This window comes from Scopulibacillus daqui (genome assembly GCF_016908855.1).
Classification (GTDB): domain Bacteria; phylum Bacillota; class Bacilli; order Bacillales; family Sporolactobacillaceae; genus Scopulibacillus_A; species Scopulibacillus_A daqui.
In genome coordinates, this window is the sequence record NZ_JAFBER010000014.1 from 1 (window position 1) to 17,530 (window position 17,530).

The 17,530-nt window shown below is 41.1% G+C and carries 18 protein-coding genes and 1 riboswitch; of the genes, 6 read left to right on the top strand and 12 right to left on the bottom strand.

The annotated features are described in order from the left end of the window. Nucleotides 1-150: 150 nt before the first annotated feature. Entirely contained in the window at nucleotides 151-318 is a 168-nt protein-coding gene (locus JOD45_RS10550; protein WP_205003857.1) for a hypothetical protein, read from the bottom strand. A 261-nt stretch (nucleotides 319-579) separates the two neighbouring features. Here JOD45_RS10550 and JOD45_RS10555 point away from each other — a divergent pair, with 261 nt between their 5' ends. Further along, nucleotides 580-1,974, top strand: coding sequence for an RsmF rRNA methyltransferase first C-terminal domain-containing protein (locus JOD45_RS10555; protein WP_205003922.1), 1,395 nt, complete (start codon nucleotides 580-582; stop codon nucleotides 1,972-1,974). Between the two features lie 428 nt (nucleotides 1,975-2,402). Continuing rightward, on the top strand, nucleotides 2,403-3,773 hold the full coding sequence (locus JOD45_RS10560; RefSeq protein WP_205003923.1) for an amino acid permease: 1,371 nt from the start codon (nucleotides 2,403-2,405) through the stop codon (nucleotides 3,771-3,773). Nucleotides 3,774-3,819: 46 nt separating this feature from the next. Here JOD45_RS10560 and JOD45_RS10565 read toward each other — a convergent pair whose 3' ends face one another. The 5 genes from JOD45_RS10565 to JOD45_RS10585 form a co-directional block, all read right to left on the bottom strand. Next, nucleotides 3,820-4,149, bottom strand: a complete 330-nt coding sequence (locus tag JOD45_RS10565; RefSeq protein ID WP_205003858.1) for a YxeA family protein — start codon at nucleotides 4,147-4,149, stop codon at nucleotides 3,820-3,822. 44 nt (nucleotides 4,150-4,193) lie between these two features. Next, on the bottom strand, nucleotides 4,194-6,125 hold the full coding sequence (locus JOD45_RS10570) for an FtsX-like permease family protein (protein WP_205003859.1): 1,932 nt from the start codon (nucleotides 6,123-6,125) through the stop codon (nucleotides 4,194-4,196). Next, nucleotides 6,112-6,879, bottom strand: a complete 768-nt coding sequence (locus JOD45_RS10575) for an ABC transporter ATP-binding protein (RefSeq protein WP_205003860.1) — start codon at nucleotides 6,877-6,879, stop codon at nucleotides 6,112-6,114. Before JOD45_RS10575 ends, JOD45_RS10570 begins: the two co-directional genes overlap by 14 nt. 232 nt (nucleotides 6,880-7,111) lie before the next feature. Further along, nucleotides 7,112-8,158 (bottom strand): sensor histidine kinase, encoded by a 1,047-nt coding sequence (locus JOD45_RS10580; RefSeq protein ID WP_205003861.1) that lies wholly within the window; start codon nucleotides 8,156-8,158, stop codon nucleotides 7,112-7,114. Beyond that, the gene (locus tag JOD45_RS10585) at nucleotides 8,155-8,826 is read right to left on the bottom strand and encodes a response regulator transcription factor (RefSeq protein WP_205003924.1); all 672 of its coding nucleotides are present in this window, start codon (nucleotides 8,824-8,826) and stop codon (nucleotides 8,155-8,157) included. The genes JOD45_RS10580 and JOD45_RS10585 overlap by 4 nt, the downstream gene beginning before the upstream one ends. 230 nt (nucleotides 8,827-9,056) lie before the next feature. Here JOD45_RS10585 and JOD45_RS10590 point away from each other — a divergent pair, with 230 nt between their 5' ends. Continuing rightward, nucleotides 9,057-10,559: a flavin monoamine oxidase family protein gene (locus tag JOD45_RS10590; protein WP_239549219.1), complete on the top strand. Its 1,503-nt coding sequence runs from the start codon at nucleotides 9,057-9,059 to the stop codon at nucleotides 10,557-10,559. 130 nt (nucleotides 10,560-10,689) lie between these two features. Here the strand turns inward: JOD45_RS10590 and thiE are convergent, their stop codons facing one another. From thiE to thiW, 4 genes are read right to left on the bottom strand one after another with little or no spacing between them, the layout of a single operon-like run. Beyond that, the gene (gene thiE, locus JOD45_RS10595; RefSeq protein WP_205003862.1) at nucleotides 10,690-11,334 is read right to left on the bottom strand and encodes a thiamine phosphate synthase; all 645 of its coding nucleotides are present in this window, start codon (nucleotides 11,332-11,334) and stop codon (nucleotides 10,690-10,692) included. Continuing rightward, the gene (thiM, locus tag JOD45_RS10600) at nucleotides 11,327-12,127 is read right to left on the bottom strand and encodes a hydroxyethylthiazole kinase (protein ID WP_205003863.1); all 801 of its coding nucleotides are present in this window, start codon (nucleotides 12,125-12,127) and stop codon (nucleotides 11,327-11,329) included. Before thiM ends, thiE begins: the two co-directional genes overlap by 8 nt. 16 nt (nucleotides 12,128-12,143) lie before the next feature. Continuing rightward, nucleotides 12,144-12,947, bottom strand: coding sequence for a bifunctional hydroxymethylpyrimidine kinase/phosphomethylpyrimidine kinase (gene thiD, locus JOD45_RS10605; RefSeq protein ID WP_205003864.1), 804 nt, complete (start codon nucleotides 12,945-12,947; stop codon nucleotides 12,144-12,146). Between the two features lie 5 nt (nucleotides 12,948-12,952). Continuing rightward, on the bottom strand, nucleotides 12,953-13,450 hold the full coding sequence (gene thiW, locus JOD45_RS10610; protein ID WP_338056077.1) for an energy coupling factor transporter S component ThiW: 498 nt from the start codon (nucleotides 13,448-13,450) through the stop codon (nucleotides 12,953-12,955). A gap of 118 nt (nucleotides 13,451-13,568) precedes the next feature. Then, nucleotides 13,569-13,682: riboswitch (TPP riboswitch) on the bottom strand. A 193-nt stretch (nucleotides 13,683-13,875) separates the two neighbouring features. On the opposite strand from thiW, the gene JOD45_RS10615 reads away from it, so the two are divergent. Beyond that, entirely contained in the window at nucleotides 13,876-14,673 is a 798-nt protein-coding gene (locus JOD45_RS10615) for an arginase family protein (RefSeq protein ID WP_205003866.1), read from the top strand. A 99-nt stretch (nucleotides 14,674-14,772) separates the two neighbouring features. Here the strand turns inward: JOD45_RS10615 and JOD45_RS10620 are convergent, their stop codons facing one another. Together JOD45_RS10620 and JOD45_RS10625 are read right to left on the bottom strand one after the other, a co-directional pair. Continuing rightward, complete coding sequence (locus JOD45_RS10620) at nucleotides 14,773-15,288, bottom strand: type 1 glutamine amidotransferase domain-containing protein (protein ID WP_205003867.1); 516 nt, start codon at nucleotides 15,286-15,288, stop codon at nucleotides 14,773-14,775. 240 nt (nucleotides 15,289-15,528) lie between these two features. Beyond that, on the bottom strand, nucleotides 15,529-16,122 hold the full coding sequence (locus JOD45_RS10625; RefSeq protein ID WP_205003926.1) for a Maf family protein: 594 nt from the start codon (nucleotides 16,120-16,122) through the stop codon (nucleotides 15,529-15,531). A gap of 192 nt (nucleotides 16,123-16,314) precedes the next feature. Here JOD45_RS10625 and JOD45_RS10630 point away from each other — a divergent pair, with 192 nt between their 5' ends. Both JOD45_RS10630 and bshB2 read left to right on the top strand, forming a co-directional pair. After that, on the top strand, nucleotides 16,315-16,659 hold the full coding sequence (locus JOD45_RS10630) for a YojF family protein (RefSeq protein ID WP_205003868.1): 345 nt from the start codon (nucleotides 16,315-16,317) through the stop codon (nucleotides 16,657-16,659). 58 nt (nucleotides 16,660-16,717) lie between these two features. Then, the gene (gene bshB2, locus JOD45_RS10635) at nucleotides 16,718-17,383 is read left to right on the top strand and encodes a bacillithiol biosynthesis deacetylase BshB2 (RefSeq protein WP_205003869.1); all 666 of its coding nucleotides are present in this window, start codon (nucleotides 16,718-16,720) and stop codon (nucleotides 17,381-17,383) included. Nucleotides 17,384-17,530: the final 147 nt, after the last annotated feature.

Here is a 17,530-nt window from a genome sequence, read left to right on the forward strand (position 1 = left end):
TCACTATCATTAGTTTAAATTCATCGCTGTACTTTGCCATATAAAAACACCCCGGAAGTTAGATTTTTTACTCTAACTTCCGGGGTGCAGTACCCATAAGCCAAGGTGTTTACTGAACTTAAATTTGCCTGAAGTATCTATATAATAAGCTTATATTGCAGCTAATTCAACAAATTCCACTTCAGAGAGATGTGACAATACTATCGTGTGACAATCATCGACCTTTTGTAATTCGCATTGTTGATTTTCGTACACCCATAAAACAATGTATTGTTCGCCTTGATAGATGACACGCTCATCTTTCATATACAAGGACATCACCTCTTTTTTTCTTAATTATAACCGCTATATGAGATTTGTAAAGGTGATTTTGTAATTTTCGAAAATTTATCACTGTTAACTCGATCTTGCACAACTTTTACTTTCATATCCCGCTTTTTATATAATTAAAGAAAAACTTGCCGATTGGGTAGCCTTAAAAGCGGAGACAGAGGCTTGATTACGCTTATACTTTATACCTCATTAACCGCCTCTCTGGAACGGCCGCTCCGTGCTGCCAATTTATACATAAAGTGTGGAATGAATACGAAAGGAGCTATAAAAGTGCAGTTACCCGCCGATTTTATACATCGAATGAAAACGATGCTGCAAGACGATTCGGAACGCTTTTTTTCTTCATATAAAGACAATAAAGCCTCCGGATTGCGCGTTAACACATTAAAAATAGACGTCGAGGCATTTAAAAATTTAGCACCGTTTCCCATCGATAGTATTCCATTTTGCCGAACAGGTTTTTATTATCATCCAGCCGATGAACCCGGCAAACATCCATACCACCACGCCGGCCTTTATTATATCCAGGAACCAAGCGCCATGTTTGTTGCAGAAGTTCTTGATGCCAAACCGGGAGAGCGTATTCTAGATTTATGCGCCGCACCAGGCGGAAAATCTACACAAATTGCCGGCGCTATGAAAAATCAGGGCATCCTGGTGGCGAACGACATTCATCCAAAACGCGTCAAAGCATTATCGGAAAATATCGAGCGAATGGGCGCCTCTCATGCGATTGTCACAAATGAAACGCCTGAAAAACTCGCCAATCACTTTCAAGGATACTTCGATAAAATTGTCGTTGATGCACCTTGCTCTGGTGAAGGCATGTTCCGCAAAGATCCGGAAGCAGTCAAATATTGGAGTCTTGATCATGTCGAACATTGTGCTTCTCTGCAAAAAGACATACTGGAATCCGCTTACAAGATGTTAAAGGAAGGCGGCATCCTCGTCTATTCCACATGTACATTTTCACCTTCTGAAAATGAACAAATGATTGAAAAATTGATTGACAAACACCCTGATATGCAGCTCATGCCAATTGACAAAGGCCATGGCATAAATAGCGGCCAGCCTGATTGGACTGAATCTAAATTGCAATCCCTTCACCTGACAGCCCGGCTTTGGCCTCATCATTTAAAAGGCGAGGGACATTTTGTCGCTAAGCTGCAAAAGAACGGCCGGCCAACCAAGCATTCTATCCGCTTGGCAAAGGGGATTTCAAAAAAAATAAACATCAATGATTACCGGACATTTGAAAAGCAAGCGCTGAATATTAGCATTCAGCAGCCGCTATTCAGCAAAAACAGCCAACTGTATGCTCTTCCTGATCATTGTCCAGACTTCACGGGACTCAAAGTTATCCGTCCTGGTCTTCATCTTGGAGAATTAAAGAAAAACCGTTTTGAACCGAATCACGCCTTGGCTCACGGCCTCCCTATTGATTCATATCGGCACAAGGTCGATTTAAGTCTGAACGATGACAGCTGGAAAAAGTACCTTCGCGGTGAAACGCTGCAGACCGGCGGCGACCGAGGATGGTGCGCTGTAACTATCGAAGGCTTCCCATTGGGCTGGGGCAAAGAAGTCAAAGGCACTTTAAAAAACTTTTATCCTAAAGGATTAAGGGTAAATGTTAAATAGAGAGCAAATGAAGACAGCCGAAAAAAGCTGATGTTTTCCGCGATCGGAATCATCAGCTTTAACTTATTATATGTAAATGAACATCATGCTTGGATGCTTAGAAGCAAATGATTAGCACTTGTCTTTTATAACTTTCTTTTTTAAAACATATTGTACAGCATTGTCTTAACACTGCAGGAATGACTTGACCTACCATTAGTTAACATGAATTTAAATCAAAAATAAAGATTGAAGAGATTGAATTTATCAATAATATGAAAATTTTATGCTATTTTTGTTAAAAAACTGTTATAATATAAATTAAATAGTTCCTAATAACTACTGTTGCAATCCTGTCAAATGTCTAAACATTTGAAAAACATCATGCTTCTACTTGTCATGCTACCAAATTATCTTAAGGGTGGTGTCATTCATTGAGCAATCAATCTATCAACCAATCTCACAGCAATGAAGAAAACTTGCAAAGAGGACTGAAAAATCGCCATATCCAATTAATTGCCATTGGCGGGGCGATTGGCACAGGGCTCTTTTTTGGAGCGGGAAAATCGATTCAACTCGCCGGCCCGTCTCTTATGCTGACTTATTTAATCGTTGGCGTGGCTCTGTTTTTCGTGATGAGAGCACTCGGCGAACTGATCTTGTATAAGCCGACCTCAGGCTCCTTCAGCGATTATGCCGAAGAGCTTATCGGCCCCTGGGCGGGATTTATTACGGGCTGGACGTACTGGTTTACATGGATTGCCACCGGCATTGCTGAAATTACCGCTGTCGGCATCTATGTTAAGTATTGGTTTCCCGATGTTCCGCAATGGATTCCGGCTCTAGCGTGCGTTATCGTCTTATTTTTAATTAATATCGCTACCGTTAAAGCTTTCGGTGAAATGGAATTTTGGTTTGCCATGATTAAGATTATTGCCATTCTTGCTCTAATCGTTCTTGGATTAGTGATTATTTTTACAGGGTTTGGGAACCATGGCCATCCTACTGGATTCTCAAACTTATATAAGCACAACGGTTTCTTTCCGCATGGCATCTCGGGGTTTCTTCTCGCTTTCCAAATGGCTGTATTCTCATTTGTCGGCGTTGAACTCGTCGGGGTTACCGCTGGTGAAGCTGAAAATCCTAATAAAACAATCCCAAAAGCCGTTAATAATATTCTGATCCGAATTCTTATTTTTTACATTGGCGCTCTGCTCATCATTATGTCTATATTCCCTTGGGATAAAGTCAGCCCAGACAGCAGCCCGTTTGTAACCGTATTTTCGCAAATCGGGATACCTGCCGCAGCAGGAATTATTAATTTCGTCGTATTAACCTCTGCAGCATCATCCTGCAACAGCGGACTGTTTAGTACAAGCCGGATGCTGTATTCATTGGCGCAAAACGGCCAGGCACCCAAAACGCTAAGCAAGCTTAGCGAACGCAAAGTTCCGGCATTTGCACTGATTGTCTCAACACTCGCTCTTCTGATCGGCGTTCTATTAAACTATTTATTGCCGGATATGGTATTTACAATCGTAACAAGCGTGGCAACCATTTGCTTTATTTGGGCATGGAGCATTATTCTTATTTCACACATGCTGTTCCGCCGCAAAATGCCTGAGGAAGCCAGGAAAATTCATTTTAGAATGCCATTAACGCCAGTGATGAACTGGGTTGTCCTAGGTTTCTTCGTCGCCGTTATCATCATTCTCGGCTTTGATTTTGTGACTAGAATTTCTTTATTTGTAACACCGGTATGGTTTGCTATTTTAATCATTGCCTACTTTATGATGAAGCATAAGAAACGGGCATCATAATAATGAAAGCCGCATTCCTTAACTTTTTGGAATGCGGCTTTTTATTTTATAATTTTTCCTTTGCCTTCGGCGGTACATCTTTCTTGTCTACTTCTTGATAAGATGTTACACCTTTTTTCTCTTTAACGTACAAGGTTAAATAGGCGCCTTCACGAAGCTGCTTTTCAGCGCTGAACTCCAGCTGTTTTTTATTTCCGTCTTTATCATAAGCCGGCAAACGATATTCATATCGTGTAAAACCGCTGTCAGTCACTTTATGGCCTTTGCCTTTAATTTGAACATAATATTGATCAGCGCCTAATCTATTAAAATTGCAGCCCGTCAAAAGAACCGTAAACACAAGAGCTATAGCCAGAATAGGGATATATTTTTTCATTTTGACTCTCCTTACTCATTAATTGTATTTTAAAGGAATATTGGCTAAATCCTTTTCTTAGCCTTGACGATTTTGTCATACGAGTTAACCGTTAAGAAATAGTAGATAATATATATCAAAGTATAAACACCCATGCTTATTAAAACAGGTATGACAATATTCTGCCCCAATAATTTGGATAATGACGCTAAAGCGAAAGCGCTGTGGAGTATACCCAGAATTAAAGGCAGTGCAAAGATAAATAATATTTGCTTAGCAATTGAGCCTTTAATCTCTTTATTAGAAACACCGATTTTTCTTAAAATATCGTAACGGTCTTTATCAGCTGTTGCTTCAGTCAATTGTTTGAAATAGATAATGCTGCCGGTTGCCAATACGAAGACAAGTCCCAGGAAAGCCCCCATGAAAATCATGATTCCCGAAGCGGACATCGCTCCCTTATATGCCTTATAAAAATCACTAAACTTTGCTTTTTCCGGCAGAATATCAGCTAGTTTATTTGATAATTGACCGGCATCGGCTGCGTTAGTGACATTTATTTCTTTAATGTTTGCCACAGGGTTCGCTTTAGACAGCTGGTTAAACAATTGATCATTAACAACAACGGTCAAACCGCCGACTTCCCGATTTAATAAATTGAACTCTTTGAAGCCAATAAATTCGAGGGTCGCTTTGTTAGGTTTTGAATGAATAATGGCGTGCTCACCCTTATATTTTGGCGAATAGTTTGCGTTATATTCATTATCCAATGCAATGGCATGATTCCCTTTTAGATGGATCTTATCATCTATTCCCAACTCTCCGGCAAGCTTATTAAATTCAGACTGCGGCATAAGCGTCACCCGGCGCAGGTCCATAAAGTATTGAGAAGGCGGATTGTCCATATCCGGCAAATCAGCCTCGAACTTCAGAGCAGGCACAGAAACCGTGTTCGTCACCTTATGATCTTTTGCTTGGTCTAATATTTCGTTAACTTTATGGTCTAATGCCGGCCCTTGCGAAATATAAGCGAAACTAAACGGATATTGGGTTTCAACACTTTTTTTGTTGGTGTAATACAAACTGTAGCTTGTTCCAAAGGCACAAAGCGTGACCGCGCTTAAGATAGCAATCACTGTCAATACTCGGGCATTACCCCTGATTCGATACAAGAGCTGGGACGTGCCGATAATATTAATCCCGTTATAATAATATCTCTTGTTTTTCTTTGATAACTTAAGCAAATAAACAGATAATGAACGGAAAAACAGGTACGTGCCAATAACAACAGCGGCTAATATCAAGAATACCGTAAATAAAAAGTTGCTCCATATACCTAAAGACATGTCCAAAGCCAGCCAGTATCCAAAACCGATGAGGATAACCGCAAATATTGCAGCAAAGATCGAAGCTTTTGGCGTCGACTCTCCTTTTTTCTCCGCTTGGAAAAGCTCTATCAACTTAAAACGATAAATCAATCGATAACCTTCAAAGGACGTGATAAGAATGACGATGGCAAAGACAATTACCGTCTCAATAATCGCCTTTCCGGAAATCATAAAATGAACATCAACCGCGGCTGCCCCCACCAGCTTCATCAGCAGCATCACAAAAAATTTGGAAAGCAGCGCGCCCAGAATAACGCCAATAACAAGAGCTAAAATGCCCATGACAAAGTTTTCATAAAAAAGCATTAAGCCTATCTGTTTCTTTTTAACGCCGAGAAGCGAATATAACCCGACTTCTTTCTTCCGTTTTCGAGTGAAGAAGGCGTTAGAATACCAGATGAAAATACTAACGAAAATAATAAGCGCAACAGATGCTGCCTTGAAGGCACCGTCAACTTTCATCGTTGTTGCTTTAACTATTTGATCATTGTATTGCAAAGAAACAAAAGTAAAAAAGATCACAATGCTGAAGATCATTGATGCAAAGTATAAAAAGTAATTATAAAAATTTCTTTTAATATTTTTTCTGGCAATACTAAATAAGGTCACCTTTCCCACCTCCCAAGGCGGACAAAACATCCAAGATTTTTTGGAAGTATTCTTGCCGTGATGTTTCTCCTTTTACGAGTTCTGTAAAAATGACACCATCTTTAATAAACAGCACCCTGCTGCAAAAGCTTGCGGCAAAGGCATCATGAGTAACCATCATGATTGTCGCGTGGTCCTTTACATTTAACTGGCTCAAACTTTGCAGCAATGCTGTCGCTGATTTGGAATCAAGTGCACCGGTCGGTTCATCCGCAAAGATCAAGCTTGGATTGGCGATAATGGCACGAGATGCCGCCGCCCGCTGCTTTTGTCCCCCAGAAACCTGATAAGGAAACTTGCTCAAAATATCCTCAATGCCGAATTTCCCGGCAATCTCTTTTACCCGCCGATCAATTTCCTTGGCTTTCACTTTTGAAAGGGCTAAAGGCAATACAATGTTTTCTTCTATTGTCAAAGTATCTAATAAATTGTAGTCCTGAAAGATAAACCCTAGCTTTTCTCTTCTAAAAGATGTTAACTGTTCTTCTTTCATTTTCCCAATGTCATTGCCGTCAATGCGAATGCTGCCGGAAGTCGCCTGATCGATAGTAGACAGAATATTTAACAGCGTCGTTTTTCCAGAACCGGACGGACCCATTATTCCTACAAATTCGCCTTCTTTTATTTCAAGATTAATATCTTTTAAGGCAGTATAGATATGTCCTTTTTGGCCATATACTTTTTTCACATTCCCAGCTTCCAGCATAACTTTCATTTTTTCTTTCCCTCCTGAACCTTTTCCTTTTTACCTTTAGTTTGGTTCTGTATTCTATATCAAACGGAAAAACCGAACCGATTTCAGCAAAACTGATGGATGACAATTTTTATTCTAATTGAGCGGCTGCGCTCGAACCATTTCTTTTCCTTACAATACATGGCTCTAACCTTACAATTTTGTAGGGTTTGGCCGCGGTCTTAATCAAACGTCAACCCCCGCTGGTGAAAAGTCAGCGAGGGTTGCTTTTTGCCACTTGATAGAAGTCCAGAACTTTAGGAAAATGAAGAATCACCGTTGTGCCCGTTCCTTCCTTTGAGTCAATTGATATCTTATGACCTAGCTTTTCAGCGAGTTTCTTTGAAAGGTAGAGCCCCATTCCAGTGGCATTCGCCGTTTGGCGGCCAATGGTCCCCGTAAATCCCTTTTCAAAAACTCTGCCGATATCCTCAGGCGAAATGCCGATGCCGTTATCCTCAATCAGCAATGTTGTTTCAATATCATTGTCTTCTGCAGCAAAACGAATGCGCCCATTTCTTTCGGTATACTTGATTGCATTAGATAAGATTTGGTCGATAATAAAGATTAGCCATTTTCTATCACTCAGAACATATTTGGCAAGGCTATCCATTTCTACACTGATTTTTTTATTAATAAACCATTTGGAATGCTTTTTTATGCTTTCTACAACAACAGATTCTAATTTAACATCTTGAATAAAGTAATCCTGATTAAATGTATCAATTCTGGAATAGTAAAGGGCTTGTTCGACAAAGTTATCGATCCTGGCCAATTCATCTTCAAGCTTGTCCAGAATATCCTCTTTTGGTTTATGGCCGCTGTTGTTAATCGTCAGCTTACTCGCGGCAATCGGGGTTTTAATTTCATGCACCCAGGACATGATAAAATCTTGGTTTTCCCTTTTTTCGTTATACAGTTTCTCAATTTGCTCAGAATGCATCTTCTTGATATGGTCAATCATCCTGTAATAAATCTTCTGCTCATGCGTCATCGGCTCGGGAAGCACGATATCTAAAGCGTCTTGGCCGCTGCGTTCAATCGCCTCTTTTAATTCAGCGTCATACTTTTTATGAACAAAAAAATCGCCTGCTATATAAATGATAAAAAATATAAAAGCAACACCGTTAATATATAGGATATTCTCCAATGACATTCTTTGCGTATTGCTTATTGATACAAAAGCAGAAATAAATGCCATAAGGATCATGTAAAACAAAATGAGAAAACGTTTATCTTTTACGTAATCGATAAATCTCATGTTATGATATATCCTTGCCCTTTCTTTGTTTTAATAAAATCAGTCTTGCCGACTCCGGCTAATTTCTTTCTTAATCGGACAATATTAACGGTTAACGTATTATCATCGACAAAGCTTTCGTCTTCCCAGAGACTTCTCATGATTTTATCCCTTGATACAACATGGCCATGGTTTTTCATCAATATATAAATAATCTTTAGTTCATTTTTTGTCAGTTCAGCTTTCTTATCTTGAAAAAAAACATGGCTGTCTTTTAGGTTAAGTACGACTCCGTCATGTTCAATGACATTGGCATCTGTATTGGTATAAGAATAGGTCCTTCTTAAAACAGCATTAATTTTTGCCATTAGAACATCTATATCAAAAGGCTTTTGAATATAATCATCGCCGCCCATATTCATAGCCATAATAATGTCCATTCCAGTATCCCGGGAAGACAGGAAAATAATCGGCACGTTGGATACCTCTCTAATTTTCTGGCACCAATAAAAGCCGTCATATGCAGGCAAATTAATGTCTAAAAGGATAAGATGCGGTTTATTTTCTATGAACAATGACAAAACATCTTGAAAATCTTCAACATAAAAAGCATCAAATCCCCATCGCTTTATATTCTCATAAACAATATCTCTTATTGTCTTATCGTCCTCAACAACCATCACTTTCAGCATCGTAACACTCCCTCTGACCCTTTTTCATTTCAATGACAGCCTAACTTCTTAAACCCTTCGAATCTTAGCGGGAAAAAGCGATTCTCCCATGGGAGCCAGGAAGACGCCCGCTCAAAAAGAACTGGCATGTTCCCGTATAGGCATAGTTTTTGCTTAAGACGAATAATATGTCATTAGCTCTTTTGTACGAATAACTCTAATATATGGAACGGAAAGGATGGCAAAGCATGGTTCACAAACCTCAGTCTCCATTGTCTCTTGAGCAAATGCTTTCCATTATTCGCCACGGCTTTGAACAAACAATAGCACCGAAAAAGGTTGTGATTATCGGCGCAGGCATGTCAGGACTTGTCGCTGCATCTTTGCTTAAGGAGGCCGGCCACGACGTTTACATTTTAGAATCCAACGATCGTGTCGGCGGGCGCGTGATGACATATAGATCGCCGTTCAGCCGCGGACATTATGCCAATATGGGCGCTTTGCGCTTGCCGGAATCACATGTTTTAGTATTAGAATATATTAAAAAGTTCCATTTACCAACCCATTTATTTATAAATGCAACACCTGAAGATTTCATTTATGTCAATGGCATAAAAGCACGTGTCAAACACTATCAGCAAAATCCTGATATTCTCCAATATCCAGTATTCCCTGATGAAAAAGGCAAAACCGCGGAATTTTTACTGTATCAAGCATTGAAGCCTATCACTGACTTTATTAATAAAAACCCGGATCAAAATTGGCCGATTGTCCTTAAACATTTCGATAAATACTCCATGCAAGCTTTTTTAAAATATGCTGGCCATCCGTCTGGAAAAACCTTCTCGCAAGGTGCGATCGAGATGATTGCTGTTCTTTTTGATTTGGAGGGACTGCTCGAACAAGCTTTCATCCAATCCATGAGAGATGCGATGATTTTTCTAAAACCTTTGTCGCGGATTTATAAACCGGTTGAACCTATATCCCGCTTTTTTGAAATTACAGGCGGAAATGATTTGCTCCCTCAGGCCTTTTATCCCCAATTAAAAGATAACATTTTATTTAATCACCGTGCGGTCAGCATTAAACAGCAAACTGACAGTGTCACTGTCTATTCTAAGCACGGTTCAGAGTATCGCAGCCTCACCGGCGACAGATGCATTATTACAGTTCCCTTTCCAGCTTTGCGCCAAGTTGACATACAGCCTTATCATTCCATATCTCATATAAAGCGAAGAGCGATCAGAGAAGTTCATTATATGAATGCGACAAAAGTAGCAATTGAATTTAAAAGCAGATTCTGGGAAAAAGAAGGATTATACGGCGGGAAAACAATTACCGATTTGCCAATACGCTTCGTCTATTATCCAAGTATCGGCATCGGCGCTTCAGGATCTGCCGTTGTTATCGCCAGTTATACATGGGGGGATGATACATCGCCTTGGATAGCCCTTTCTAATGAAGAACGCGTCTATTATGCTTTAAAACACTTGGCTGCTATTCACGGCGATATCGTTTATAAGGAATTCGTTACAGGGGCGTCGAAGAGCTGGCTTCTAGATAAAAATTCGTGCGGGGGTTTTACCTTTTTCAAGCCGGATCAACAAACGGAGTTGCTTCCTTATATGACGGTTCCAGAGGGAAGAATTCATTTTGCCGGTGAACAAACATCATCTGATCCAAATTGGATTGAAGGTGCCGTAGAGTCAGGTATCAGGACGGCATTTGAGATTCATCACGAAGCCAAATGACCGAACCCCGGCCGCCATAACCGAGCGAGGCGGTATTTTGGCGGTGAACGAGTCAATTGATCACATCAAAACATCCGGCTTTGCTCATACTCTTTTAAATAGATTGTCCTAATATAGAAAAGACCGAGAGTTATAGACTCCCGGCCTTTTTCATTTTTTCATTCAGTATCTTTGCGGCTTTTTTTACATCCGGTTGGGAAAGAATGGCTGATACAACGGCAATGCCGTCTACATTCCGTTTGAGGAGTTCGTTCACATTCTCTTCCGTTATGCCGCCAATAGCAACAACCGGAATCGATACATTTTCTTTGATTCGTTTGAGCTCATCAAGTTCAATCATCGTTGCATCGCTTTTCGTTTTGGTTGGAAAAACTGACCCGCAGCCGAGATAGTCAGCACCATCTTGTTCCGCTTTTATCGCTTCTTCAACAGTTGAACAAGAGACGCCTAAAATTTTATCAGGACCAATGATTTTCCGTACCTTTCCGGCTGGAAGATCATCTTGGCCCACGTGAATGCCATCAGCATCAACAGCTAGGGCAATATCGACACGGTCATTGATGATTAAAGGCACATTGCAGGCATGAGCCATGCTTTTAAGCTCTTCGGCAAGCTCGTAAAACACTTTCGATGATGCATGCTTTGCCCTGAGCTGCAATAGGCTTATGCCGCCCTCAAGCGCTTGTTTGATCTTGGTCATGTATTGATCGCTGCAATGAGAATCATAGTTCTCGGTTACTAGATAGACAGAGTAATCGGCGTGTTTATCAGCCATTGATACGCGCCCCTTTCTTAAGATCCTCAACCGCCAGTGTTGATAAGGCATCAAACAAACGAACTCTGAACATGCCCGCTCCTTCATTCGCCGCCAAATGGCGATAAGCTTTTTCTCCAGCAAGCCCCATTGCTAAAATGCCTGCTGCAGCGGCTTCAAACGGTTTATTTTCCGTTCCCGCGAAAACACCAATTAATGAATTCGTCATGCAGCCAGTGCCTGTCAGGCTGGCAAGCATCGGGTGGCCGTTCTGAATACGAACCGTCCGCTCCCCATCTGATACGGCATCAATCGCTCCTGTGATAGCAATCGTTGCTTTCAATTCGCCGGCAAGCTCTTTAGCCAGCTCTTCGGCGCCATCCATGCTGTCGCCCGAGTCAACGCCTTGGCCGCTTGAAGGCAGTCCCGCCAGCGCTCTGATCTCTGACATATTTCCGCATATAATAGAACAGTCGATATTTGCAAGAATGGTTTTGGCAGATTGGCTGCGGAATTGAGTAGCGCCGACGCCTACCGGATCAAAGATAACGGGAATCCCTTTTTCGTTTGCAGCTTTTCCGGCTTTTAACATTAATTCGACAGTTTCTTCTGCCAAAGTGCCGATATTGATAACAAGAGATGACGACTGCGCCGCCATTTCAGCTGCTTCATTCGGGCTGTCAGCCATGACCGGACGGCCTCCCAAAGCTAAGACGGCATTAGCGCAGTCATTCATCGTTACGCTGTTTGTAATATGATGGACAAGCGGCTGTTTGTCTTTTATTTTATTGAAAAGTTCATAGATTTGTTCCATAGCAGGACACCTCTCCTTAATCCGTCACACTTGTCTCTGGAAACCATTGATACAAATGATTGGTCGGTCCGACGCCTTTCCCAATGGCTAACCCGTGCTCAATAGTGCCTTCAATATAAGACTTTGCTTTTAAAATAGCATCTTCTAACGAATGCCCGTTTGCAAGATTGCCCGCGATGGCTGACGACAGCGTACAACCAGTACCGTGCGTATTGTTTTTGTGAATTCTTTTGCCTTTAAAATGGCGCCAAGTCTTGCCGTCGAAAAGAATGTCTGCAGGCTCTCCTTCTAAATGCCCGCCTTTAACAAGAACAGTCTCAGGCCCCATGTGATAAATTTGTTTCGCCGCTTGTTCCATTTCCTCTAAATCGGATATAGATTGATCTATAAGCACGCCTGCCTCTTTCAAATTAGGGGTGATGACGGTCGCTAAAGGCAGCAATGCTTCTATCAGCGCTTGTTTGGCTTCTGCCTTTAGCAAATCATAACCGCTTTTGGACACCATAACCGGATCAAGGACAATATGTTCCGGCTGATAGGTTTGAAGCTTTTCGGCAATAACTTTAATGGATGCCTCATCCGATACCATGCCGATCTTTACTGCATGAACCGGGATATCGGTGAAAATAGCATCGATCTGTTTGCCTATCATATCCGGAGAAATGTCCTCAACATCCAGGACACCTTGTGTATTTTGTGCGGTTACTGCCGCAATCACGCTCATGCCATAGACACCGTGTGCCGAAAAAGTTTTCAGATCAGCCTGGATGCCGGCACCGCCGCTGGAATCCGATCCTGCTATTGTTAAAGCTGTTTTCATAATTGTCACCTCATTGAAAAATATTTTGATGCTGACCGATTTTTCTCTAGCGCTGCGAGTACTGCCCAAGCTATCAAGCTGCCGCAAACCGTACTCAATAAAAACGGAACGATAAAAAAGAAAGCTGCTATATTTTGGCCTAGAAGCCATTTAGCAATTGGAAATGAGGCAAGTGCTCCGATAATGCCGGTTCCTGTAATCTCGCCGAAAACAGCAAAGATTTTCTTTTTTGCGATAAAATATAAAAGACCAGCGAGACATGCACCGATCATGCTGCCAGGGAATGCCAGCAACGAACCCGTTCCGAGCAAATTCCTTAATAAAGAAATCATAAAGGCATTGACAACCGCATAACCTGGACCAAGAATAACCGCTGATAAAACGTTGATCATGTGCTGAACGGGGGTTATTTTAGATACGCCGATCGGAATATAGATGATATGGCTTGTTAACGTTCCAACGGCAATAAACAGTGCTGAAAAAGTTAACTTACGGACAGACACTAAAGGCCTCCTTCTCTCATGCACTTGGGGATTGTCACGGGGAAGAAAATGGAGACTAACTATCAATCTATGCAGAAAGGGCGCAGCTCCCAGAATAGGATTTGCGCCCTGAACATACATATCAAAATCCGCAACTTCCCTACGCTGGCATAATCCAGATCAGGTTTCAAGGGTCTAAGACTTTTCGGGTCTTACTCTCAGCCGGCCTCTTCCAGCTCCCCCAGTGCTCTATCATATTTAAATATATTTTCAGATCAAAAGTACCACATAAGCCTCTTCTTTTCAAGGGTCTGCCCGCTGAACCTGCGTACTGCCAGTTATATTGACAAGTCAAAATATTTGCATTCTGCCCAGTCCGATTTAAAATAAGCTTTAAAGAACCATCCTTAATCATTCTACCTTTTTCGAAAGGAAGTGAACGGGTTATGGGGCTGCTGCATCATGGTATAACTATCTTAAATTTTGACGGCAGCTATATTGCACAAGATCGATTATGTCATGATTTCCCTCATAACTGGATTGACTTATATAACATCAAACATACCAATCTATATTGCGAAGAAAACTCATTTAATCAAATCAAAAACGCGATAAAAACCCGTACTCAAAAAGGGATTACACTGATAGGCAACGGGAATTATCACTACGTCTCTTATGCTCTGCTTTCTGAAATCCAAGAGCCCTTCACATTAATCCTTCTCGACCATCATACTGACTTAATGGAAGGATCAATTCCATCAATATTATCATGCGGCTCTTGGGTCTATCACTCTGCATTAAACCTGCCCTATCTGCAAAAAGCCATTATTATTGGTCCAGACACTTCTAACCCTTTCAATCTGCCAACTCAACTTAAGAAAAAGATTCATATTATTTCAAATGAACATTTCACACCAACCTTGATGAAAGAGATTCTACTGCAAATCCAAACAGATCTTGTATACATTAGCATAGATAAGGATATCCTTGATTCCTTATATGCTGAAACGAACTGGGACCAAGGACATATGGCATTGACAGACTTAATCCAAATGATGATTTCCATCATTACCCACAAACACGTTTGCGGCATCGACATTTGCGGAGAATGGCCAGTGTCGCCTGAAGATGCCTTTTGCCCAAAAAAACAAGCTATTATTTATAAAAATGAACAAGCTAACCGAAAGATTTTAGAAGCTTTATTAGATTCTAAATGCTGCGATCACGTTCCGCTGCAAATTTAAGCTGACTTATTCATACAGTCTGCAAATAATGTACAAAAAATGAAAGCTGCTCTGTCACATAGACAGGAGCAGCTTTCTTCTATTCACCCTAAATATATATTATTTGAGCAGATTTAAGCTTTCGCGGTTAAATGCCGGCAAATCAGCCGGCGTGCGGCTGGTAACCAACTGGTTTTGGCAAACGACCACTTCCTTGTCATGGAAATTTGCACCGGCATTTTTCAGGTCAACTTTAATAGATTTATAGCCTGTAACTTCTCTGCCTTTTAATGACTCAGCTGTAATTAACAACTGCGGCCCGTGGCAAATAGCGAATACAGGCTTTTTATCATCCATAAACGCTTTGGCAAAGCATACAAACCTATCATCAGCTCGAAGTATATCCGGCGAGAAGCCGCCTGGGATCAGCAGCGCGTCGAAATCAGCCGGCTTCACATCATCAATAGAAGCATCGACTGTCACGGACAATTGGTCTTTCTTTCCTTTTATGGTTTTGCCCTTTGTCTTTTCAATGATGGTTAAGTGATGACCCGCTTCTTTTAATGCTTTTGCCGGTTCGCTGTATTCAGAATCCTCGACTAGATCAGTCATGACTACTGCTACTTTCTTGACCATAAAAAATCCCCCTTTAACATTCTATTATTTGTTTACCCGTCTGTATTTAAATTAAAACAGCTTTAAAAGATTCGAGGCTTTCGTTTCTATAAACAGATCTTTATATCATCAATTGAAACAGCGGTGCCATTCGCTGTTCAGCTCATTTGGCAATCATAATTGCGCTATTGCCTTATGCTGCTCCAATGCCGCCGCAATAAAAAAACTAAAAACACGGCAAAAGAAAGGAAAGCTTTAAACTTACAGCACTTGAACACCGAACTCCCCAAGGATGTCACTGAGCAGGGACAAAGGCAGACCTACGACGGTGAAATAATCGCCGTTTATTCTTTCTACAAATGTTGCACCGAGCCCTTGTATACCGTATGCACCCGCTTTATCCATTGGCTCGCCCGTACTGATATAGCGTTTTATCTGTTCATCGGACAAAGCCTTGATTTTGACTTCAGTCATGCTGTGTCCGGTTTGATTATGGCCGGTCTCCGCATCAATACATGCGATACCGCTGTAAACCTCATGAATATTTCCTTGCAGCATGCTTAACATATGGAAAGCATCTTCTTCATTTTTTGGTTTGCCGAGCCTTTGGCTGTTTAATACGACGATTGTGTCCGAACCAATAATAATGCCGTGCTCGTTATTCTTTTTGCATTCAGCATAGGCCGCTTTAGCTTTTCTCAACGACAGTTCTCTAACTACCTGTGACGGCATTAAGTCTTCATGAATGGTTTCATCAACATCATTCTTTCTTATCTCAACAGGAAGGCCCAATGTTTGTATAAGCTCCCTGCGCCTTGGAGATGAAGATGCTAAAATAAGTTTTCTTTGTTTCATTTTTGTTGTCGCTCCTTTATCATCAATGTTAACTCTATTTTTCATCTTTCCCTTTTTTTCAAACATAAATATGCTTTTCACTAAGCATATTTTTATAACAAACCCACTCAAAGTTGTATGATAGTGTGTAGAATAAAGTTACCTGAACATCCTGTTTGTTGTAAAGTTCGCTGATTAAAGGAGGAATGACAGTTGCAGCCGATAAAACAATCCGAAGTTCAACAGGCTTTAGACTCATTCGCTAATCAAGAGGTTTATCTCCATCTTGAAACGACTAATGGCGCTTATGCGTCTCATTTTAACGAAGGTTTCTTCTCGGCGGGAGCATACATTAGAAACGCAAAAGTCACCTATACGCGCGGAACGATCACGGGAGACAACCCATACCGTATTGGACTTAAAATGCCGATTGGATGGATATATGCCGAGGGCCTCACTGATTGGGAAATTGATGATAAAGGCCGGCTGCTTATCGCCGGTCACGATCATGAAGGAAAACTCGCTGTTGCTCTAGAGCTGAGCAAAGAACCATTCTAAAAGCTAAGGCTGTTTTTCCCGGACTTTTTGAACATCCTTTATAGGAAGGAGAATAAATATGGATCGACATGTATTAATTGTATTTCCGCATCCTGATGATGAAGCATTCGGGGTCTCCGGCAGCATTATGAAGTATATTCAAGAAGGGATCTCTGTTACATATGTTTGCCTGACCCTTGGCGAAATGGGACGCAACATGGGAAAACCCCCTTTTGCGACGCGCGAGTCGCTTCCTGAAATTCGCAAAAAAGAACTTGAGGAAGCTTGCCGGATCACAGGCATTAAAGATTTGCGCCGCATGGGGCTTCGAGACAAAACCGTTGAATTCGAAGATCCTGAAGAGCTTGCCAAGCGCATTCGTGCCGTTATTGATGAAATCACCCCTGAAGTCATCATTACTTTTTATCCCGGATACAGCGTACACCCTGACCATAACGCATGCGGCGCAGCTGTGATTAAGGCGGTTGAAAGCATGGCGAAAGATCAAAGACCAGAGGTTCATTGTCTCGCCTTCTCACATGATTGTTATGAGAAATTAGGTCAGCCGGATATTAAGAGGGATGTCAGCGAATTTGCTGATCGGAAGCTTGAAGTGATCAAAGCTCACCGCTCTCAGACACAAGGGCTTGTCCAAGGCATAAAAAAGCGCCTCAGCAAAGAAAATCAAGAATTTATGAATCAGCTTAAAACAGAAAGATTTTGGATATATAAATTCCAAAATTAAAAAATACAGAAAACAAAGCCCAAGGTCCTATTTAAATGGCCTTGGGCTTTTTAATTAATCGTTTGTTTGAAATTAAATTTTATTTTATTTCTTTTATATTGATATTTTATTTCAAAGGTCATATAATTTAAATGAGAAAACGCTTAC